Here is a 21,451-nt window from a genome sequence, read left to right on the forward strand (position 1 = left end):
CATATGAGTATCCAAGCCTTTGATGTGCAGAGTTTGACCCCTGAGCTGCAACATCGCTTGACTTGCTTTGAAACTAATAAAGCTGCGTACGTCGATCTTCAAAATAAACTTGTTGAGGTTACGCAAGAAAACCAGCGTCTGCTACAAAAGGCCGCTGAGTTTGAACGGCAGGCTGATCGAACTGATGCGTCCTGGAGAAGGCTAGCAGGTACGGGAGAGATCGACCAAGCCAAAGTCAATGAAGAAATTGAGCGCGCCGAAAAGCTTAGGAAAGAAGCTCAAGCCATGCGTGCCACTGTTGAGGCGCGGGCCGGTCTTGAGAATAATTTGATTATGCGATTGGCAGAGGCGCGTAGGAATTTGTCAAATGAGCCTCTGACACTCAATAATGAGTATTGGAAATCCCAGCTTGCCAAAATGCTAGCCCGTGAGGGGTTGCGCGAAGAGTTGATGCAAATTTTTGTATTGTCCAGGGCAATATGCCTCCGTGACCTAAAAATAAATGAAGGTTTGTTGCGTCACTGTAACGGATCGCGTGAAAGAGAAGCAAAGAAGAATGAACTTGTCTGGATGGAGTTTGGGAAAGAGTTAGAGAAGCTATTTGACGGTGCTGAGAAGGACACAGTGCCGCCAGCCCTGGCTACAGTTCCTAGCGCACTCTCGAACGAGGTGGCGGTGAACTCGCCCGCTACGTTGCACAAGCTCAAGACCCTGAACGCCAAATCCTGAACCTACCTCCACCTGGTTCGAAAAGCTGCTAGCACGATAGCTGCCGGGGCCGTGCAATCGGCCTCGGTGGGTTTGCGGGTTTTTCGCAGCGTCCGTTGAGCGAGCGAAGCTCATCACTCTGCGTCCCCGCACCAAGCTCTGACGTGCAACTGAGTGCAACCGCTCAAACCCTACTACCAAGCCTGAAACCTTTGCCGTCACGGGGCTACGGGCGATTCACCAGCGCCCGTTGGATCAGAAAAGGCAGCGCCAAAATTGAGCGGCGCATTCTGAAAAAATCTGGGCTCACCCCTATTGCCATTGGGTGTGATGGCCGCAGTGGGTTATCAGGGGCGGGCAGTTTTACGCGCAATGGCTTTGCATTCCTTTGCAAAACTTTGCACTCAGTGCAATGGCCAATCAGCTGCCAGAGCCCGCAGCGGGCCTGGGCCGGGCGTTTAGTTGCACTACCCACGGCCTTTGCACTTTTTTGCGACGTAAAGCGCGTCGGCGGGAGGGGGATAAGTGATTTTCTGCCCCGTTTTTTTTTCGCGGCTGATTTTTCAGATGGAGCTGATGTGGGCGGAGAATCGGCAGTTGGGCGGCGCCCCTGGACGGCCTGTCACTTTCCGAAAGGCGAAAAAAAACCGCCTTAGTAGGGGCGGTTATTTCCGCAAACGCAGTTAGTGGCTGGCTTGCTGACCTCACAGGGCGCTTCAACGTTTTCTGAGTTTACGCCCGATAGCTGTTGCCTGCAAACCGGAGCGGATCAGCTGCAAACAGGTGGGCTTGGCAGTTGTGGATACGGTACCATGATCGCGCTCGTGTCCTGTGAGGACCGGATGACATCCATTGGGGGGGTGACCCTTTCCCCCTCAACGCGGCTTAGTAACCCGCGCCGGATCTGATTGAGGGGCCATCAACCGGCCTCCTCACAGGGCGCTTCAACGAGCAGGCCCGAAGGCGTATGTGTTCCGGAAAAAACGCTGGAGGCAGGCCATTCAGAGGCCTTTAAGTATGAAGAAATTCCTTCGTGCTCTGAGTGGTTTGATGAGCCTGTACCGGTGCTATCGCCTGTATGAATTCATCCGCGACAACTGGGATGAACTGTAACTAAGAGTTCGCCTGGGGAACCCGTCCTAGCTTCGGCTCGGACGGGTTTTTTTATGGGTGGGAGGGAGATCACGCATATTTTTTCTTGCTGCAGGATCTTTTTTGCGTAAGGCTTCTCGAGAATGTTTTCCGTATCATGGAGAGTAGGAATGCGAGATCTTGGTGAGTTGGGGCAGAGCCAGTTCTATGGGCTTTGTGCAGCAAGAGGAATAATCGCCAATCCTTCGTTAGTAGATAAGCGAGGCTGGGATTATCATCTTGAAATGCCGGTTCAACGGCAAGCCGGCGATGCAGGAAGCATGCATAGAAGTGCGATTGAGTGCCGTGTTCAGATTAAGTCAACAGAAAGGGGCCGGCTCTCGCACGATATCGAGTACTCAAATCTTCACAGTCTTGCAACTTGCTCAATCCCTTCGTTTTACGTTTTGCTTGTTTTCGAGGAAGATGCAGATCAGGTTTCTGATATCTATGTGAAACATGTTGATGAAGTTTTTTCGCGTGAATTCCTAAAGAAAATGCGTGAGCGAGAGGTGAGTGAGGCTGGCTTTAAACCCAATAGCTGCACCAAATCCATAACTTTTTCTGCTGCCGAAAAGCTGGAGAAGATAAGCTCTTTATTGCTTAAGGAGAAGTTATTGGGTGCTATAGGGGATGACTATGATTCCTACATTGTTAGGAAGAAAGAATTTTTGAGAGAGGTAGGGTATGAGGATGGCGCGGCAAATGTTCAAATAACAATTGAGGGTCAAGAGAATATAAAGTCTTTTGAGGATATGTTGCTTGGCATCGCTGGGGCTGTTCCGGTTATAAATATAAAGGCTCATGAGCAACGGTTTGGTATTCTTTCTAGTACACCCTTTCTAGACTTGCCCGCTGGTACGATGGAGGTGACACGTACATCTCCGAATTGGTCGGGAAGCGTTGTTATTAAGGCGTCTGCGAGTAGTCCGGGACACACGTTTTCTTGCGATGGGTTCTTTGATATCAACGCTCAGGAATTTCCTCCGACAAGAAGCTACATAAAGACTGACTACTTCACAATCCTTATTGAAGGGGGTAGTTTCCATATTGAGTCCAGGATTACACCTACTACGGAAATAACCTTAAGGCTTCTCAATAAAGTCATAAAGGCTATGAGGCAGCTCAGGTGTGAGGGCTGTATTTTGGAGCTCGTAAGTTCGGACTGCGGAAGGCTAGCAACTTGCCGGATAAACGGGACTGAGGACGAGCAACAAGGCCCCTTAAGGCTTCCTAATTATGCTCAGTATTTGGCTGAAAAATTCGAGATAGAAGACGATATAGTAATTACCATGGAGTCCTTGTATTCGCACAAGGCTCGGCTATATGACCTATATAGGTTGATAAATCCGGATTATCACCCTGTTACTTGTGGCTTCGACAAAGAAGCTGAAGTTGGAAGCAAGGCTGCGTGTTTGTCTGTTATTGATGCATTTTTAGGCGAGCATCACATAATCGGATTTTTCGTCATAGCGGGGCAGGTCACTTCTAAGCAGAAGGTGGTCGGTCGCCCATTGCTTGTCCGTAAGTTAGTGTGGCCGGCCGGTTTCGATAATGGGAGGCCTGAGCTTGAAGAAATAGTTTCTGGCTTCATTAAAGAATATAAATCGGATCATTCAGTATTTTTCGCAGGCTTTTCATGGGATAACAGAGAACAAGATAGTGAATAAGAAATCACCATGTGATCTTGGCCTGGTCCCATTTGCTTCGGTATAAGGACCTCCCTAGTGAGCAAAGGCAGGCCGAGAAAGAACCTTTGTAGGGGCTGAGCCTCGTGCTTCGCAAACCAATGCAGATTCGCCCCGGACTAAGCCTAGTGCGCGCACTGTGCGCTTGGTGATCAAAGCTGCGAGCGAACCCCGAGAGCAAAAGTCGGAGCGCTCCAGCCATCGTATCCCAGGGGCATCGAGATGCTCAGTACGTTCGAGAGACCGGATGACGAAACGGGGACAAAACGGGGAAAATTTATGCCCCAAAACACAAATGGCCTACGCCAATTAAGCGTAAGCCATTGATTTTATTGGTGGGCCCACACGGACTCGAACCGTGGACCAAAGGATTATGAGTCCTCTGCTCTAACCAACTGAGCTATAGGCCCTCAGTAAGTGGGCGGATTATAACGAGGGTTTCGCACCTGTGCCATCTGAAAGATCCGATAGTGCTATGCGAAGAAACGCGGCCGCGAATTCCTCTGGTGGTAGCGGGAGGCTGACGATGTAGCCCTGGATCTGCTCGCAGCCCTCGGCCGCCAGAAAACGTTGCTGGGCCTGGTTCTCCACGCCTTCGGCAATGATGGTCAGCTGCATGCTGCGGCCCAGGGCAATGATCGCCCGGGCAATGGCGGCGTCATGTGGATCGTCGGGCAGGCCGCGGATGAACGACTTGTCGATCTTGAGGATGTCCAGCGGCAGGCGCTTGAGGTAGCTGAGCGAGGAATAGCCGGTGCCGAAGTCATCGATGGCCAGCTGTACGCCGAGTTTCTTCAGTTGGTACAGCACGGCCAGGGCCTCTTCTGCCTGGCTCATGATGAAGTTTTCGGTGATTTCCAACTGCAGGTCACCGGCCTTCAGCTGATGGTGCTTGAGCAGTTGTTCGATGCGCCGTGCCAGGTGCGGGTGGCGCAGCTGGGCGCCGGCAAGGTTGATCGACAGCGGGCCGAAGGGTTGGTAGTGCTGCTTCCAGGCCTGCATCTGCCGGCAGGCTTGCTCCAGTACCCAGTCGCCGAGCTGCAGGATGGTGCCGTTCTCTTCCGCCAAGTGGATGAAGTGTTCCGGCGGTACCTCGCCAAAGGTCGGGTGGCTCCAGCGGATCAGCGCTTCGGCACCCACCAGGCTCTGGGTCTTCAGGCTGAGCTTGGGCTGGAAGCACAGGCTCATTTCGTTGCGTTCGACGGCCCGGCGCAGCTCATGCTCCAGGGCGATGCGCTCGCTGGCCTGGGCGGTGAGGTCGCGGGTGTAGGCTTCGACGCGGTTGCGGCCCTTGGCCTTGGAGCGGTACATGGCGGCGTCGGCGTTGCGGATGAGTGTGGAGACGTCGGTGCCATCCTGTGGGTAGAGGCTGATGCCGATGCTGGCGCTGGTGAAAAACTCATGCTCGCCGGCCTGGAACGGTGCATTGAAGCAGGCCAGTAGTTTGTTGGCGATAGTGCTGGCGTCACTGGGCTTGTGCAAGCCGGGCAGCAGAATGATGAACTCGTCGCCACCCAGGCGGGCTACGGTGTCAACGTCGCGTACCTGCTCTTTCAGGCGCTGGGCGATGCCCTTGAGCAGCAGGTCGCCGACCGGGTGGCCAAGGCTGTCGTTGATGTGCTTGAAGCGGTCGAGGTCCAGGAACAGCACTGCGCCCTGGCGGTTGGACACCTGCGCACAGGTGAGTACGCCCTGGAGCCGGTTTTCGAACAAGGTGCGATTGGGCAGGCCGGTCAGCGGGTCGTGGTGGGCTTGATAGTCGAGTTTGGCCTGGGCGTGCTTGATGCTGGAGATGTCTGCAAAAACCGCCACGAAGTGGGTGATCTCGCGGTCGCTGTTGCGCACGGCGCTTATGGTCAGCCAGCTTGGGTAAAGTTCGCCGTTCTTGCGCTTGTTGTAGATTTCGCCCTGCCAGTGGCCCTCGGCGGTAAGCTGGTGCCACATGGCCAGGTAGAAAGCGCTGTCGTGCTGGCCAGAGGCGAGCAGGCGCGGGGTCTGGCCGAGGGCCTCGATCTCGCTGTAGCCGGTGATTTCGCTGAAGGCGCGGTTGACGGCACTGATGCGCTGGTCAATGTCGGTAATCAGCACCCCTTCGGCAGTGTTCTCGAACACCGTGGCGGCCAGCTGCAGTTTTTCTTGCATCAGGTGACGCTCGGTGATGTCGCGGGCGATGGTCAGCATGCAGTCAACGCCGGTAATCGGCAGGGGCCGGGCGGAAAGCTCGCACAGTCGGATCTGCCCGTCGCTGCGGCGGATATGACAGGTGAAGTCGCGCACGAAGCCGTCGCGGTTTAGCTGGTCGACCAGGCGTTTGCGCTCGTTGAGGTCGACCCAGATACCCAGGTCCAGCGAGGTCTGGTCGATGGTTGGGTTGAGGTCGTAGCCGGTGAGGCGGCAGAAGCCTTCGTTCACCTCCAGCAGCAAACCGTCGCTCTGGCGCGACAGCAGCAGGCCGTCGGGCGAGGCGTGGAAAGCCTTTGCGAACTTTTCTTCTGAAGTTTGCAGCTGCTGCTGGGTCTCCTTGAGCTGACTGATGTCGCGTACTGCCACTACCAGCGCGGGCGTGCCGTCCAGTTCGAAGGTTTCAGCCGAAGTCAGGCCAGTGAACAGTTGGCCGTTGCTGCGGCGGAAGCTCATTTCCAGGTTACGGATACCACCTTGGTGCAACCTTTCAAGCAGGAGCGGGCCACTGCCCTCTACGCCCCACAGGTCAAGGTCGGTGGCAGTGCGGCCAATGACCTGGTCTGGGGGCAGTCCGATCTGCTCTTCGAAAGCCTCGTTCACCTCCAGCAGGCAGCCATCGCTGTGGCGAGCGATCAGCAAGATATCGGGGCACTGCTGGAATACCGAGGCGAACTTCTGTTCGGACAGGCGCAGGGCGTCCTCCGTGCGCTTGGTTTCACTGATGTCGATCATCAGCCCGCGCATCACTGGCTGGTGGCCGTGCTCGATCATGCTGACGATATTGCGTACCCAGAGGGGCTGACCGTCAGCCCGGATCACCCGGTAGTCCAGGCTGTGGTCGCGCCCCGCTGCGGTCTCGCTGTCGCAGTAGGCCTGAGCCCAGAGCGCGTCCTCCGGGTGCAGGATGCTGCGCCAGAAACCGGGCCTGAGCCAGTCACTCAATGGGTAGCCAAGCAGGTCTTCGGCATGGGGTGAAACGTAGCTGTAGGTGAAGTCGTTGGCATCGGCTTCCCAGGCGATGGCTGACAGGCTCTCGACCAGGCCGCGGTAGTGGTACTCGCTGCTGCGCAGTTCTTGCTCAAGGGCGATGCGCCGGGAAATTTCCGAGCTGAGCCGGCGGTTGATGCGAATGACCACTGCCAGCACAGCCATCAGCAGCAGCACCGTTGGCAGGCCATACACCAGCAGGTCGGACCAGAACATCCGCTGGTCGACCACATTGCCCACCCAGTGTTGCTGGATCTGGCTGATTTCGCTGCTGCTCATGTCGGCCATCACTTTGTCGAGGATGCCGACCAGCACGCTCTTGTCGCGGGGAACGGCCATCGCCAACTGGTAGCGGTAGGGCGTTTCGCCGCTGACGTAGAGGCCGTCGAGCTTGAGTTGGCGCAGGCTCCAGATACTGGAAGCGAGGTCGCCGACCACGGCATCCACTTGGTCGGTGGCCAGGGCTTGCAGCGTGGAGCTGACGTTTGGCAGGGCAACCAGGTTGAGGTCCGGGTGGTGGGTACGCAGCAACTCGTGCGGGGCGTAGTTCTCGACCACGGCAATTTTCAGGCCGTACAGGTCAGCCAGCTTGCGCGGTTGTGCGCCGCCTTTGTGCGCGAGGATCACAATGGGGAAGTCGAGGTACGGGCGAGTGAAAGCCAGGAAGCCCTGGCGTTCGGGGGTGGACATGATGCCGGGCAGCAGGTCGATACGGCTTTCCCGCGCCTGCGCCAGCACCTCGGTCCAGCTGCTGGGTTCGACCGGTTTGAACGTCACGCCCAGGCGCTGCTGGATCATGGCGATGTAGTCGGCGGCCAATCCCTGGTACCGGCCCTCCTGGTCGCGAAACTCGAACGGTGGCCAAGAGGCGTCTACGCCAAGTTTCAGCTGCGGGTGGGCAGCCAGCCAGGCGTTCTCCTCATCTGTCAGGGTCAGGGCGCCGGCCGTTGTGTTCCACAAAATCAGGATCAGCAACAGAATGGCCGGCTTCAAGGACATGGCAGCCTCGCACTCAGGTGGTCTGAAGTCGAGTGTAGACGGGCATTGCCGCAGGTGTGCAACGGAAGGCGGGCTTTATGTCACGGGCCACTAAAGAAAAACCCCGGCCTGGGCCGGGGTTTTGTCATCACTCGTCGAGGAAGGAGCGCAGGTGCTCGCTGCGAGTCGGGTGGCGCAGCTTGCGCAACGCCTTCGCTTCGATCTGACGGATCCGCTCACGCGTTACGTCAAACTGCTTGCCCACCTCTTCGAGGGTGTGGTCGGTGTTCATGTCGATACCGAAACGCATGCGCAGCACCTTGGCTTCACGTGCGGTCAGGCCCGAGAGCACGTCACGGGTGGCTTCCTTGAGGCTTTCGACCGTGGCCACGTCGATCGGGGACTGCATGGTCGAGTCCTCGATGAAGTCGCCCAGGTGCGAATCTTCGTCGTCACCGATCGGGGTTTCCATGGAGATCGGCTCTTTGGCGATCTTCAATACCTTGCGGATTTTGTCCTCAGGCATTTCCATGCGCTCGCCCAGCTCTTCCGGAGTCGGTTCGCGACCCATTTCCTGCAGCATCTGGCGGGAAATACGGTTGAGCTTGTTGATCGTCTCGATCATGTGCACCGGAATGCGGATGGTGCGTGCCTGGTCGGCGATCGAACGGGTGATCGCCTGACGGATCCACCAGGTGGCATAGGTCGAGAACTTGTAGCCGCGACGGTATTCGAACTTGTCCACCGCTTTCATCAGACCGATGTTGCCTTCCTGGATCAGGTCGAGGAACTGCAGGCCACGGTTGGTGTACTTCTTGGCGATGGAAATCACCAGACGCAGGTTCGCCTCGACCATTTCTTTCTTGGCGCGGCGGGCCTTGGCTTCACCGATCGACATGCGACGGTTGATTTCCTTGATCTCGGCAACGGTCAGGCCGGTTTCGGTCTCAAGGTCGATCAGCTTCTGTTGGCAAGCGACGATGGCAGCGTTCTTTTCACCCAGGGCGGCAGCCCACTTGGTGTTGCGCTTGGCCAGGTCACCGCTCCAGGTCTGGTCGGTTTCGTTGCTTGGGAACATGCGCAGGAAGTCGGCTCGCGGCATGCGGGCGTCACGTACGCACAGCTGCATGATGGCGCGTTCTTGCTGTCGCAGACGGTTCAGGGCGTCACGGACACGCTCGACCAGTACCTCGAACTGCTTCGGTACCAGCTTGATCGGCATGAACAGGTCAGCCAGGGCCTGCAGGGCCTCGATGCTTTCCTTGTGGTTGCGACCATTTTTCTTCAGGACCTTGGAGGTTGCCTGAAGCTGATCGGATACCGCACCGAAGCGTTGGGCTGCGACGACCGGATCCGGGCCGCTCTCGGCCTCTTCCTCGTCGTCACCGCTTTCGGATTCTTCTTCGTCGTCGTCGGACTCTTCCTTCGCCGCAGCGGCCTTGGCACCTGGGATCGGCACTTCTTCGGTTGGCGCGGCAATGTTGTCGTCAGGGTCGATGTAACCGCTGAGAACGTCCGACAGGCGGCCACCCTCGGTGGTGACGCGGTCATATTCGCCGAGAATGTAGTCGACAGTGCCCGGGAAGTGGGCGATGGCGCCCATGACTTCACGAATGCCTTCCTCGATACGCTTGGCGATTTCGATCTCGCCTTCGCGGGTCAGCAGCTCGACAGTACCCATTTCGCGCATATACATGCGCACCGGGTCGGTCGTGCGGCCGATATCGGTTTCAACTGCCGCCAATGCAGCAGCGGCTTCTTCGGCCGCGGCTTCATCGGTGTCGGCTTCCGCCAACAGAAGGGCATCCGCATCCGGAGCACTCTCGAATACGTTGATCCCCATGTCGTTGATCATGCGGATGATGTCTTCCACCTGTTCCGGATCTGAAATATCCTCAGGCAGGTGGTCGTTGACCTCCGCGTAAGTCAGGTAGCCCTGCTCACGACCGCGGGTGATCAACTCTTTGATACGAGACTGCTGTTGCGCTTTTCCGGACATAACACCCTATCCACTGAAGGTCTTGGCGGGCAAAAAACAAGCCGAGGATTATACCCGAGCATGGGCCTCACGCGCCAGATGAGGTCGGCGTTTGTGCGGGAACATTTCGGCTCAGCAGGGCGAGGAGCTGGGTTTTTTCCTCGCTGGTCAATTCGCTTTGACGTGATTTCCTGAGCAGTTGTTCCAGGCTGCGCTCGCGTTGGCGGGCGGACAAGCTAGTTATAGTGTCGAAAAACTGTTGTTCAAGGTTGTCGGCCACGATAAGCCATTCCTTTTCCGCCAGGGCGCGTAGCAGGCGGCCCTGTTCGGTGCCATGCCAACGTGCGATCAACTGCATTGAGCTTAGCCCAGGATTTTTCTGCGCGGCTTCGATCAATGCCACCAGCAGCTGGCTGTACAGGTGTTCTTCGTCGGCGAAGTGGCTGGCATCTTCCACCTTGCCGGCCAGCAGTGGGTGGTGCAGCAGGGTGCGCAGGGCGGCCAGCGTGGGCGGCTCGACCGGCGCTGGCACGCGGGGAGGCGCTTCGTCGCGTTGCTGCCAGGGCTTGCCGCCCTTGCGGTTCTTGTCCCAGGGTTTGTCGCTCCACGGCTTCTTGCTGCCCCCCTTGTTGGGCTTCCATGCCTGCTCCTGATGAACGGGGGCATAGTCGTGCTGCGGCATGTCGCCGTAGTCGGGGGTGTAGCTGGCCATGGCGTCGTAATCGTAGCCAGGGTCGTAGTCCGGCATGCTGCTGGTCGCCGGCGCTTGTTGCGCCAGCTGCTCGACCTGCTGCGGGTCGAGGCCGGTGATTTCCTTCAGGCGGTTGCGCATCAGCTGACGCAGGTTGGCGCCGGGGATCTTTTCGATCAACGGTGCGGCCAAGGTCGCCATATGCGCCTTGCCTTCCAGCGAGCGCGGGTCGGCTTCTACGCCAAGTTGCTCGAAGAAGTAGTCGGCCAGCGGTTGGGAATGCTGGTTGATACGGGCCATGAAGGCGTCGGTACCTTCGGCGCGCACCAGGCTGTCCGGGTCTTCGCCTTCGGGCAGGAACAGGAAGCGCGCGCGACGGCCGTCCTGCAGGTTCGACAATGTCGATTCCAGTGCGCGCCAGGCGGCCTTGCGCCCGGCCTGGTCGCCGTCAAAACAGAACAGCACGCTGGGCACCACGCGGAACAGGCGCTTGAGGTGCTCTTCGCTGGTGGCGGTGCCAAGGGTGGCCACGGCATTGCGCAGGCCTTGCTGGGCCAGGGCAATGACGTCCATGTAGCCCTCGACGACGATGATCTCGTCGAGGTTGCGGTTGTGCTTGCGCGCCTCGTACAGCCCGTACAGCTCCTGCCCCTTGTGGAAAACCGGGGTTTCCGGGGAGTTCAGGTACTTGGGCTTGTCGTCGCCGAGCACCCGGCCACCGAAGGCGATGATGCGCCCGCGGCTGTCACGTATCGGGAACATCACCCGGTCGCGGAAGCGGTCGTAGCGCTTGCCGCTCTCGGCGTTCTCGATCAGCAGGCCGGCATCGATCATCACCTTCTGCTGCAGGGTGTCGGCACCCAGGTGCTTGAGCAGGTTGTCCCAGCCGGGCGGGGCAAAGCCCAGGCCGAAGTCGCGGGCAATTTCCCCGGACAGGCCGCGGCCCTTGAGGTAGTCCACCGCTGCCTTGCGGGACGGGTGGCTGCGCAGGGCCTGGCGGTAGAACTCCGAGGCGGCGTCCAGTAGCGGGTACAGTGGCGAGTCAGTGGGCTGGCGCGGCTTCTGGTCGCGGCGGCCTTGCTCGCGGGGCACTTCCATGCCGGCGGCGCGGGCCAGTTCCTCGACGGCCTGGGGGAAGTCCAGGTTGTCGTGGTCCATGACAAAGCCCAAGGCGTTGCCACCGGCGCCACAGCCGAAGCAGTAGTAGAACTGCTTGTCGGGGCTGACCGTGAAGGACGGGGTTTTTTCTTTGTGGAACGGGCAGCAGGCCGAGTAGTTCTTGCCGGTTTTTTTCAGCTGGACGCGCGAACTCACCACGTCGACGATGTCGAGGCGGTTGATCAGGTCGTCAATGAAACTCTGGGGAATCAGCCCGGCCATGGCAGTCTCGTTATCTGGCAACTGGCAAGTCTAATCGCTCACGCGCCGAAGGGGGCGAGTGCTGCTTGGGGAAGTGCGAGGGAATGTGTGCTCGTCGCCAGCCCCTAAGGGCTCGTCAGTCGGACGTGCACGTCTGGTCATACAGCAAGGAGGACCAGCTCTGACGTTTCAGGCAGGTTGCCCATGATGCAGTTCGCATGAAGCTTGTGCAGGGCCTTGAGCTAGCTGCTCAAGTTTGAAACGACCACTGCCATCGCCCGGGGGTTAGCCGGGCAGGGCAGAAGCTTTGCGTTGAACGCCTGTATTAGTACAGACGAACGGCGCGGCGCTGTTCGCGCTGAACTTTCTTGGCGTGACGCTTAACAGCAGCAGCTGCTTTGCGCTTACGCTCTGCGGTCGGCTTCTCGTAAAACTCGCGGCTACGAACTTCAGCCAGTACACCGGCTTTTTCGCAGGAGCGCTTGAAACGACGCAGAGCTACGTCGAAGGGTTCGTTCTCTTTAACTTTGACGGCTGGCATCCAGGGCTACCTTAATTCATTACCGGGGTAGACGTGCTCCTGGCAAAACAAAGGTGTGCTGGAGAACGTCGGTTTTCAAGGGTTGCGGATGTTAACCCTTAGCAAGCCGGAATGCAAAGCCTCTGATCGAAAACCGCTGGTCGGCACCCGACACGGGGACTATCATGCGCGGCTTCGAATTCAGCCCCCACAAGGGACGAGCCCATGCTAGTACTGGGATTGGAAACATCCTGCGACGAAACCGGCGTCGCATTATACGACAGTGAACGCGGTTTGTTGGCCGACGCACTGTTCAGCCAGATCGACCTGCACCGCGTCTTCGGCGGCGTGGTGCCCGAGCTTGCCTCGCGTGATCACGTCAAGCGCATGCTGCCGCTCATCCGCCAGGTGCTGGACGAGGCAGGTTGCGTTGCCACCGAAATCGACGCCATCGCCTACACCGCAGGCCCCGGCCTGGTCGGCGCCTTGCTGGTGGGCGCTTCCTGCGCCCAGGCGCTGGCCTTTGCCTGGGACATCCCGGCGATCGGTGTGCACCACATGGAGGGTCACCTGCTGGCACCCATGCTGGAAGAAAACCCGCCAGAGTTTCCGTTCGTCGCTTTGTTGGTTTCCGGTGGACATACCCAGCTGGTTCGGGTCGATGGCATCGGTCAGTACGAACTGTTGGGCGAAAGCCTGGACGATGCTGCCGGTGAAGCGTTCGACAAGACCGCCAAGCTGATCGGCCTCAATTATCCTGGTGGTCCGGAAATCGCGCGTCTGGCCGAGCAAGGTGTGCCTGGGCGCTTCGTGTTCCCGCGGCCAATGACCGATCGGCCAGGCCTGGAATTCAGCTTCAGTGGCCTCAAGACCTTCGCCCTGAACACCTGGCAGCAATGCAAGAATGCTGGCGACGACAGTGAGCAAACCCGTTGCGACCTGTCCCTGGCATTCCAGCAGGCGGTGGTGGAGACTTTGACCATCAAGTGCAAGCGGGCGCTCAAGCAGACCGGCCTCAAGCGGCTGGTCATCGCGGGTGGCGTGAGTGCCAACAAGGCCCTGCGCGCGTCCCTGGAGGACATGCTCGGTAGCATCAAGGGCAACGTGTACTACGCGCGTCCGCAATTCTGTACCGACAATGGTGCGATGATCGCCTACGCCGGTTGCCAGCGCCTGCTGGCCGGGCAGCAGCAAGACCTGGCGATCAGCGTGCAGGCACGCTGGCCGATGGAACAGTTGCCGCCGCTGTAAGGTAGCGCGTCGAAGGTTCAGAAGTGCCGTTCGCGCCCTGCAAACAAGTCGCGCAGGTTGTTGCGGTGGCGCCACACGATCATCACTGTCAGTACGCTGATCGGCAGCAGGGCTTCGGGCTCGCGCCAGGCCAGCAATGGCAAGGTGAGTGGCGTGGCAATCAGCGCGGCCAGTGAGCTGGTGCGCGTGAGGTAGAAGGTCAGCAGCCAGGCGCCGATGGCCAGCAGCGCGGCCGGAAAGTACAGGGCCATGAGCATGCCGGCAGCCGTCGCCACGCCCTTGCCGCCCTTGAAACGGAAGTACAGGGGGAACAGGTGGCCCAGCACTGCGCATATGCCCACCCAGGCCTGCGCGTGCAGGTCCAGCCCGGCAGCGCGGGCGAGCAATACAGGCAAAAGGCCCTTGCACAGGTCGCCTAGCAGGGTCAGGATCGCCAGTTTACGGCCTGCCAGGCGTAGCATGTTGGTGGCGCCGGCATTGCCTGAGCCGCTGGAACGCGGGTCCGGGCTGCCCGAGAGGCGGCTGAGAACAATGGCGAAGGACAGCGAGCCGAGCAGGTAGGCGAGCAACGCCAGTAACCAAAACATGCTAACTATTCCGGGCGAGGACGCCCTGATTCTAACGGCGCCAGTCGCCCTTGTCGTGCTGTGGAGAGAAGTGCTTGGACAGAGTGTTCATCGAAGGCCTGGAAGTCGATACCGTCATCGGTGCCTATGACTGGGAGCGGGATATTCGCCAGTGCTTGCGCCTGGACCTGAGCTTTGCCTGGGACAACCGCCCGGCCGCCGCCGGAGACGACCTGAACCTGGCGCTGGATTACGCCAGTGTGTCGGCGCGCATCCAGGCGTTTGCCGAACAGGCCCGTTTCGAGCTGGTTGAGACATTTGCCGAGCGCCTGGTGGCAACCCTGATGGACGAGTTCCACATCCCCTGGGTGCGCTTGAAGCTGACCAAGCCGGGCGCGGTGCCGGCGGCCCGTGGTGGTGTTGGCGTGGAGATCGAGCGCGGATGTCTCTGAGCACGGTTTACCTGGGCCTGGGCAGCAACATCGACCGTGAGGCGCATTTGTGCGCCGGGCTCGATGCGTTGGCTGGCATCCTGACTGACATGCGCTGTTCGCCGGCCTTCGAAAGCCAGGCGGTGGGCATCAAGAGCGGGCCGTTCATCAACTTCGTGGTGACGGGGCAAACCGCGTTGCCGTTGATCGAGCTGGACCGCCGGCTGAAGTTCATCGAGGCCGACAATGGCCGCTATGCACCGGACCGCAAAGGGTTGCCGCTGGATATCGACGTGCTGATGTATGACGATTTGCACGGTACCTTCGATGGGCTGGTATTGCCCCGGGCCGAGATTCTGAAGAACGCTTTTGTGCTGTGGCCGCTGTCGTTGCTGGCGCCCGACCTGGTGCATCCGGGTGTGGGCAAGTGCATGGCGCAGCTGTGGCAGGAAGCGCAGATCGATCAGGTACTGGCCCCCGTGGCCTTTGAGTGGCGCGGGTTGCAGTTGACGCCCGCTTGAGCCTGTATCGGCCTCTTCGCGGGTAAACCCGCTCCTACGACGGGCTGAGCCCAACCTCTGATGTGTGCCCCCTGTAGGAGCGGGTTTACCCGCGAAGAGGCCGGTAGGTCTAACCGCGCTGGTAAGCCTCGAGCGCTTTCAGCCGTTCACCTTTGAGTGCTTCGCCCAGTGCCTGACCGGTCAGCCCGGCTTGCACCAACGGCTTCACATCCACCGCTCGCGCCGCCGCTGCTGCGCCTCGCAGGTAATCGGCCTGTGGGTAACCCTGCTCGCCATCGCCCCGCGCCGCCATCTCGCAAACGGTCAAAAAATCCTCAAATCGCTGCGGCCGTCGGTAAACATCGAATTTCTGCAACAGCTCCAGCAGTGCCGTGGCAGGCAGTTCGAGCGCCTGATTACCCTGCGCCAGGCATTCCCCGGTCAGCATGGCCAGTTCCTGGCACTCTCGCGGTGCCTTCAGGCGCTGGTTGACGGCTTTGATCGATGTCGGTGGCAACCCCCGCAACAGGCAGGCCCAGCGCACGTTCAGCGGTTGTTCGTGCGCCGCCGCCTGCTCCAGCGCCGCCAATGTCCGGGAGCCGTCATCGAGCTCAGGCAGCAGCTCCTGCAGGGCCCCACACGCGCTCAGCACCTTGAAGAATACCTGCGGTTGCACTTCCATCAGCGCGCGCTCGATTTCCTTCCAGCTGCGCTCGGCAGTGAGTGCCTGCAGTTCGCCTGAGGCGCTGATCTGGCGCATCAGCGCCAAGGTTTCATCGGCAACCCGGAACCCCAGTGGTGCGTAACGGGCAGCAAAGCGTGCAACGCGCAGCACCCGCAAAGGATCTTCGGCGAATGCCGGGGAAACATGGCGTAGCAGGCGTTGATCCAGATCGTTCTTGCCTTGGTAGGGGTCGTAGACTGTGCCCGCCTCATCCTCGGCCATCGCATTGATGGTGAGGTCGCGGCGGATCAGGTCTTCTTCCAGGGTTACGTCGGGGCTGGCGTGAAAAGTGAACCCGCCGTAGCCTCGCCCACTCTTGCGCTCGGTGCGCGCCAGGGCGTATTCCTCACCGGTTTTCGGGTGCAGGAACACCGGGAAATCGGCTCCCACCGGCCGATAGCCATTTGCTAGCATTTCTTCGACGGTGGCGCCCACCACCAGCCAGTCGATATCGCTGACAGGGCGGCCGAGCAAACGGTCGCGCACGGCGCCGCCAACTTTGTAGATGTGCATGTGCAGCTCTCCATAACTGCCGACAGGATAACCCGTCGGCGGTCATGGGGTTGCATCAGAGGTGGTGGATAACAGCCAGGTCCATGCGGCCATAGTCGGCGCTTTCGCTATGCTCGCCGCGCGGCGGCATGTGGTGAGTACTCATCACTTGCTCGCCTTGCACGGTCTCCAGGTGGATATCGAAGCCCCACAGGCGATGCAGGTGCTTTAGCACTTCGTCGGTCGAGTCGCCCAGCGGTTTGCGGTTGTGTTGCTGGTGTCGCAGGGTCAGCGAGCGGTCTCCGCGGCGGTCGACGCTCCAGATCTGAACGTTCGGTTCACGGTTGCCCAGGTTGTACTGCGCTGCCAGCTGCTCCCGAATCACCCGGTAGCCGGCCTCATCATGGATGGCGGGCACCAGCAGGTCGTCGCGCTGGTCGTCATCGAGGATGCTGAACAGCTTGAGGTCGCGCATCACCTTGGGCGACAGGTACTGCAGGATGAAGCTCTCGTCCTTGAAGCTGCTCATGGCGAACTTGATGGTAGAAAGCCAGTCGCTGCCGGCAATTTCGGGGAACCAGTGGCGATCTTCCTCGGTGGGGTTTTCGCACATGCGGCGGATGTCGGTGTACATCGCAAAGCCCAGTGCGTAGGGGTTGATGCCGCTGTAGTACGGGCTGTCGAAGCCGGGCTGGAACACCACGCTGGTGTGCGACTGCAAGAACTCCATCATGAAGCCTTCGGTAATCAGCCCTTCGTCGTACAGGTCGTTCATCAGGGTGTAGTGCCAGAAGGTTGCCCAACCCTCGTTCATGACCTGGGTCTGGCGCTGCGGGTAGAAGTACTGGGCGATCTTGCGCACGATGCGCACTACTTCACGCTGCCAGGGTTCGAGCAGTGGGGCGTTCTTCTCGATGAAATACAGGATGTTTTCCTGCGGTTCGGCGGGGAAGCGCCCCTCATCGCGGTCGTTACCCTTTTCGGCGTTTTTCGGAATTGTCCGCCAAAGGTCGTTGATCTGACGCTGAAGATGCTCTTCGCGCTCCTGTTGCCGGCGCCGCTCTTCTTCCGCAGAAATAGGGTAAGGCCGCTTGTAGCGGTCGACACCGTAGTTCATCAGGGCATGGCAGGAGTCGATCAAGTCCTCCACAGCATCGATGCCGTGGCGCTCTTCGCACTGGGCGATGTACTGCTTGGCGAACACCAGGTAGTCGATGATCGAACTGGCGTCAGTCCAGGTACGGAACAGGTAATTGCCTTTGAAAAAACTGTTATGGCCGTAGCAGGCGTGCGCAATCACCAGTGCCTGCATGCACATGGTGTTTTCTTCCATCAGGTAGGCGATACAAGGGTCGGAGTTGATCACGATCTCGTAGGCCAGGCCCATCTGGCCGCGGCTGTAGGACTTTTCCGTACTGAGGAACTGCTTGCCGTAGGACCAGTGGTGGTAGCCCAGCGGCATGCCGACCGAGGCGTAGGCGTCCATCATCTGTTCGGCAGTGATGACCTCGATCTGGTTGGGGTAGGTGTCCAGGGCGTAACGCTCGGCCAAGCGGCTGATTTCCCGGTCGTAGGTCTGGATCAGCTCGAACGTCCACTCGGACCCAGTGGAAATGGGTTGGCGTCTCTGTGCTCTGGCGGTCATGTGGCTAACCTGCGCTGGAAGAGTTCACGGAAGACCGGGTAGATATCGCCGGCCGATACCAACTGCTGCTGGGCGAACGTGTCGGGGAAAGCATCTCCGATACGCTCGTATTCATACCACAGCGCCTGGTGTTCACGGGGGGTGATCTCAACGTAAGTGTAGTACTGCACATGCGGCATGATCTGTTTGGAGAGGATGTCGCGGCAGATGGGTGAGTCGTCGTTCCAGTTGTCGCCATCAGAAGCCTGCGCGGCATAGATGTTCCAGTCGCTGGCCGGGTAACGCTCGGCCATGATCTCCTGCATCAGCTTTAGGGCACTGGAGACGATGGTGCCGCCGGTTTCCCGCGAGTAGAAGAACTCTTCTTCATCGACTTCCCGGGCACTGGTGTGGTGGCGAATGAACACGACTTCGATGCGCTCGTAGTTACGCTTGAGGAACAGGTACAGCAGGATGAAGAAGCGCTTTGCGATGTCCTTGGTGGCTTGGGTCATCGAACCGGATACGTCCATCAGGCAGAACATCACTGCCTTCGAGCTGGGGTTGGGTTGCTTGACCAGCAGGTTGTACTTGAGGTCGAAGGTGTCGAGGAAGGGCAGGCGGTTGATACGTGCCTTCAGGCGCTCGATTTCCTGTTCGACTTCCTGGATATCGGTGAAATTGTCCGGCTCTTCGACCCGCAGGCGATCGAGTTCCTTTTGTGCTTCGCGCAGCAGGGCGCGGCTGCTGCCGGTCAGGGCGATACGCCGGGCATGGGCCGAGCGCAGGGTGCGCACGATATTGATGCGTGACGGGTTGCCTTCGTTGGCGATGCCGGCGCGAACAGTCTTGAAGGTGTCGGCGCCAGTCAGGTGACGTTTGACCAGGTTGGGTAGCTCAAGGTCTTCGAACATGAATTCGAGAAATTCTTCCTGGGTGATCTGGAAGACGAACTCGTCCATGCCCTCGCCGGAATTGCCGGCCTTGCCGCGACCGCCACCGCCTCCACCGCCTTGCGGCCGTGGGATGTGTTCACCGGCAGTGAATTCTTTGTTGCCAGGATGCACGATGGTCTGTTTGCCCCCACGACCATGATGCAAGACCGGTTCGTCGATGTCGCGCCCGGGAATACTGATCTGCTCGCCATGTTCCATATCCATGATGGAACGGCGGCTCACCGCCTCTTCGACGGCCTTCTTGATATGTTCGCGGTACCGCCGCAGGAAGCGCTGGCGGTTGACCGTGCTCTTGTTCTTGCCGTTCAGGCGTCGGTCTATAACGTAGCTCATGGTCCCTCCGGTGACTGGATGCAGCTGCAACCCACAAGCTGCAAGCCACAAGCTTCAAGCTGCAAGAAAGAGCAGCCACCGCCGCTGCAAGCTGTGACGCGGGCAGCAATGCCAACGCCAGGCAGCTTGCAGCTTGCGGCTCGTAGCTTGCCGCTTTATTGCGATTTCCTGACCCGCAGGTACCATTCCGACAGCAGGCGCACCTGTTTGTCGGTATAGCCACGCTCCACCATCCGGGTGACGAAGTCGTTGTGTTTCTTCTGGTCCTCTTTGCTGGCCTTGGCGTTGAAGCTGATGACCGGCAGCAGGTCTTCGGTGTTGGAGAACATTTTCTTCTCGATCACGACCCGCAGCTTTTCATAGCTCAGCCAGCTTGGATTCTTGCCATTGTTGTTGGCGCGTGCGCGCAGTACGAAGTTGACGATCTCGTTGCGGAAGTCTTTCGGGTTGCTGATGCCAGCCGGTTTCTCGATCTTCTCCAGTTCCTCGTTGAGCGCAATGCGGTTGAGAATTTCGCCGGTTTCCGGGTCGCGGTATTCCTGATCCTGGATCCAGAAATCTGCATACAGCACGTAGCGGTCGAAGATGTTCTGGCCGTATTCGCTGTAGGACTCCAGGTAGGCAGTCTGGATTTCCTTGCCGATAAACTCGATGTAGCGAGGTGCCAGGTATTCCTTCAGGTAGCGCAGATAGCGTTCGCGCACTTCAGCCGGGAATTGCTCCTGTTCGATCTGCTGTTCGAGGACATACAGCAGGTGCACCGGGTTGGCGGCAATTTCGTGTGGGTCGAAGTTGAACACCTTGGACAGGATCTTGAAGGCGAAGCGAGTCGACAGGCCGTTCATGCCTTCGTCGACACCCGCAGAGTCCCGGTATTCCTGGATCGACTTGGCCTTTGGATCGGTGTCCTTGAGGTTTTCCCCGTCGTAAACGCGCATCTTGGAATAGATATTGGAGTTCTCGGGCTCTTTCAGGCGCGAAAGCACTGTGAACTGAGCCAGCATCTTGAGCGTATCTGGCGCACAGTGGGCCTTGGACAGCGAGCTGTTGACCAGCAGTTTGTCGTAGATCTTGATTTCATCGCTGACCCGCAGGCAGTACGGCACCTTGACGATATAGATCCTGTCGATGAACGCTTCGTTGTTCTTGTTGTTACGGAAGGTGTGCCACTCCGATTCGTTGGAGTGCGCCAGCAGAATGCCGGTATAGGGGATCGCCCCAAGGCCTTCGGTACTGTTGTAGTTGCCTTCCTGGGTGGCGGTGAGCAAGGGGTGCAGGACCTTGATCGGCGCCTTGAACATTTCGACGAATTCCATCAGGCCCTGGTTGGCCCGGCAAAGCGCGCCCGAGTAGCTATAGGCGTCGGCGTCGTTCTGTGGGTATTCCTCAAGTTTGCGGATATCGACCTTGCCGACCAGGGCCGAGATGTCCTGGTTGTTTTCATCGCCGGGTTCGGTCTTGGCAATGGCGATCTGGTTAAGAATCGACGGGTACAGCTTCACCACCTTGAACTTGGAGATGTCACCGCCAAACTCCTGCAGGCGCTTGGTGGCCCAAGGCGACATGATGGTGTTGAGGTAGCGCCGTGGGATGCCGAACTCTTCCTCGAGAATGGCCCCATCTTCGGTGGCATTGAACAAGCCCAGAGGTGACTCGAATACCGGCGAGCCCTTGATCGCGTAGAAGGGCACCTTTTCCATCAGCTGCTTGAGTTTTTCCGCAAGCGAGGACTTGCCGCCGCCTACCGGGCCCAGCAGATAGAGGATCTGTTTCTTCTCTTCCAGGCCTTGGGCGGCGTGGCGGAAGTACGACACGATCTGGTCGATGCACTCTTCCATGCCATGGAAGTCGGCAAAGGCCGGATAGCGGCGGATAACCTTGTTGGAGAAGATGCGCGACAGCCTGGAGTTGGTAGAGGTGTCGATCAGCTCTGGCTCACCGATGGCCAGCAACAGCCGTTCGGCCGCCGATGCGTAGGCACTGCGATCCTCTTTGCACAGCTCGAGGTACTCCTGCAGCGAGAGTTCTTCCTGGCGCGTAGACTCGAAACGTTGTTGGAAGTGGCTAAAAATACTCATGACGTCACCTCGCTCGATACGTGGAGACGACGCCGGATCAGTCAGCTGATGCTGGCATGCAACCGGGTTGGCCGATTGCTGTATACCCCCCAGAACACCCTGTAACGCTACCGATGACCCGCACGCCGGTGTACCGGCTCTCCCCTTTTTGGATGGCCTGAGCTTAAGCGTAGTTGGTTATCTGCAAGGTAAAGGGGTGAGAAAGGCAGAAGTTACGAACGACCGTTCGTCAGATAAGCCGCAAGCCCGCGCGGCGCACGGGCTGCAGGGGA

The 21,451-nt window shown here is 58.9% G+C and carries 14 protein-coding genes and 1 tRNA gene; 5 read left to right on the top strand and 10 right to left on the bottom strand.

The window, feature by feature from the left end; all coding sequences use genetic code 11:
- Positions 1 to 3 precede the first annotated feature (3 nt).
- Together LU682_RS01925 and LU682_RS01930 are read left to right on the top strand one after the other, a co-directional pair.
- Positions 4 to 729 carry a type III PLP-dependent enzyme domain-containing protein gene (locus tag LU682_RS01925; RefSeq protein ID WP_232885702.1) on the top strand — a complete coding sequence of 242 codons (726 nt, stop codon included), beginning with the start codon at positions 4 to 6 and terminating at the stop codon, positions 727 to 729.
- Positions 730 to 1,970: 1,241 nt separating this feature from the next.
- The gene (locus tag LU682_RS01930; protein ID WP_232885703.1) at positions 1,971 to 3,509 is read left to right on the top strand and encodes a hypothetical protein; all 1,539 of its coding nucleotides are present in this window, start codon (positions 1,971 to 1,973) and stop codon (positions 3,507 to 3,509) included.
- Between the two features lie 351 nt (positions 3,510 to 3,860).
- Here the strand turns inward: LU682_RS01930 and LU682_RS01935 are convergent.
- The 5 genes from LU682_RS01935 to rpsU form a co-directional block, all read right to left on the bottom strand.
- A tRNA-Ile gene (locus LU682_RS01935) sits at positions 3,861 to 3,937 on the bottom strand.
- A gap of 16 nt (positions 3,938 to 3,953) precedes the next feature.
- Positions 3,954 to 7,697 carry a bifunctional diguanylate cyclase/phosphodiesterase gene (locus LU682_RS01940; RefSeq protein WP_010951734.1) on the bottom strand — a complete coding sequence of 1,248 codons (3,744 nt, stop codon included), beginning with the start codon at positions 7,695 to 7,697 and terminating at the stop codon, positions 3,954 to 3,956.
- Between the two features lie 127 nt (positions 7,698 to 7,824).
- Complete coding sequence (rpoD, locus tag LU682_RS01945) at positions 7,825 to 9,675, bottom strand: RNA polymerase sigma factor RpoD (RefSeq protein WP_003255578.1); 1,851 nt, start codon at positions 9,673 to 9,675, stop codon at positions 7,825 to 7,827.
- 67 nt (positions 9,676 to 9,742) lie between these two features.
- A complete protein-coding gene (gene dnaG, locus LU682_RS01950; protein ID WP_010951735.1) occupies positions 9,743 to 11,725 on the bottom strand; it encodes a DNA primase in 1,983 nt (660 codons plus the stop codon).
- Between the two features lie 304 nt (positions 11,726 to 12,029).
- Entirely contained in the window at positions 12,030 to 12,245 is a 216-nt protein-coding gene (gene rpsU / locus LU682_RS01955) for a 30S ribosomal protein S21 (RefSeq protein ID WP_003255575.1), read from the bottom strand.
- A 204-nt stretch (positions 12,246 to 12,449) separates the two neighbouring features.
- Between rpsU and tsaD the strand changes: the two genes are divergently transcribed.
- Positions 12,450 to 13,475: a tRNA (adenosine(37)-N6)-threonylcarbamoyltransferase complex transferase subunit TsaD gene (gene tsaD / locus LU682_RS01960; RefSeq protein ID WP_010951736.1), complete on the top strand. Its 1,026-nt coding sequence runs from the start codon at positions 12,450 to 12,452 to the stop codon at positions 13,473 to 13,475.
- Between the two features lie 17 nt (positions 13,476 to 13,492).
- Here tsaD and plsY read toward each other — a convergent pair whose 3' ends face one another.
- The gene (gene plsY / locus LU682_RS01965; RefSeq protein ID WP_010951737.1) at positions 13,493 to 14,062 is read right to left on the bottom strand and encodes a glycerol-3-phosphate 1-O-acyltransferase PlsY; all 570 of its coding nucleotides are present in this window, start codon (positions 14,060 to 14,062) and stop codon (positions 13,493 to 13,495) included.
- 74 nt (positions 14,063 to 14,136) lie between these two features.
- Here plsY and folB point away from each other — a divergent pair, with 74 nt between their 5' ends.
- The gene (gene folB, locus LU682_RS01970) at positions 14,137 to 14,493 is read left to right on the top strand and encodes a dihydroneopterin aldolase (RefSeq protein ID WP_004576188.1); all 357 of its coding nucleotides are present in this window, start codon (positions 14,137 to 14,139) and stop codon (positions 14,491 to 14,493) included.
- On the top strand, positions 14,484 to 14,993 hold the full coding sequence (gene folK, locus LU682_RS01975; protein ID WP_010951738.1) for a 2-amino-4-hydroxy-6-hydroxymethyldihydropteridine diphosphokinase: 510 nt from the start codon (positions 14,484 to 14,486) through the stop codon (positions 14,991 to 14,993). Before folB ends, folK begins: the two co-directional genes overlap by 10 nt.
- Before the next feature lie 109 nt (positions 14,994 to 15,102).
- Here the strand turns inward: folK and LU682_RS01980 are convergent, their stop codons facing one another.
- From LU682_RS01980 to LU682_RS01995, 4 genes are all read right to left on the bottom strand, one after another.
- Entirely contained in the window at positions 15,103 to 16,209 is a 1,107-nt protein-coding gene (locus LU682_RS01980) for a multifunctional CCA addition/repair protein (protein ID WP_010951739.1), read from the bottom strand.
- Positions 16,210 to 16,264: 55 nt separating this feature from the next.
- The gene (locus tag LU682_RS01985; protein WP_010951740.1) at positions 16,265 to 17,833 is read right to left on the bottom strand and encodes a SpoVR family protein; all 1,569 of its coding nucleotides are present in this window, start codon (positions 17,831 to 17,833) and stop codon (positions 16,265 to 16,267) included.
- A complete protein-coding gene (locus LU682_RS01990) occupies positions 17,830 to 19,101 on the bottom strand; it encodes a YeaH/YhbH family protein (protein ID WP_003255564.1) in 1,272 nt (423 codons plus the stop codon). Before LU682_RS01990 ends, LU682_RS01985 begins: the two co-directional genes overlap by 4 nt.
- 155 nt (positions 19,102 to 19,256) lie before the next feature.
- The gene (locus LU682_RS01995) at positions 19,257 to 21,179 is read right to left on the bottom strand and encodes a PrkA family serine protein kinase (RefSeq protein ID WP_003255563.1); all 1,923 of its coding nucleotides are present in this window, start codon (positions 21,177 to 21,179) and stop codon (positions 19,257 to 19,259) included.
- Between the last annotated feature and the right edge of the window lie 272 nt (positions 21,180 to 21,451).

The sequence above is a fragment of the Pseudomonas alloputida genome (assembly GCF_021283545.2).
Lineage (GTDB): Bacteria > Pseudomonadota > Gammaproteobacteria > Pseudomonadales > Pseudomonadaceae > Aquipseudomonas > Aquipseudomonas alloputida.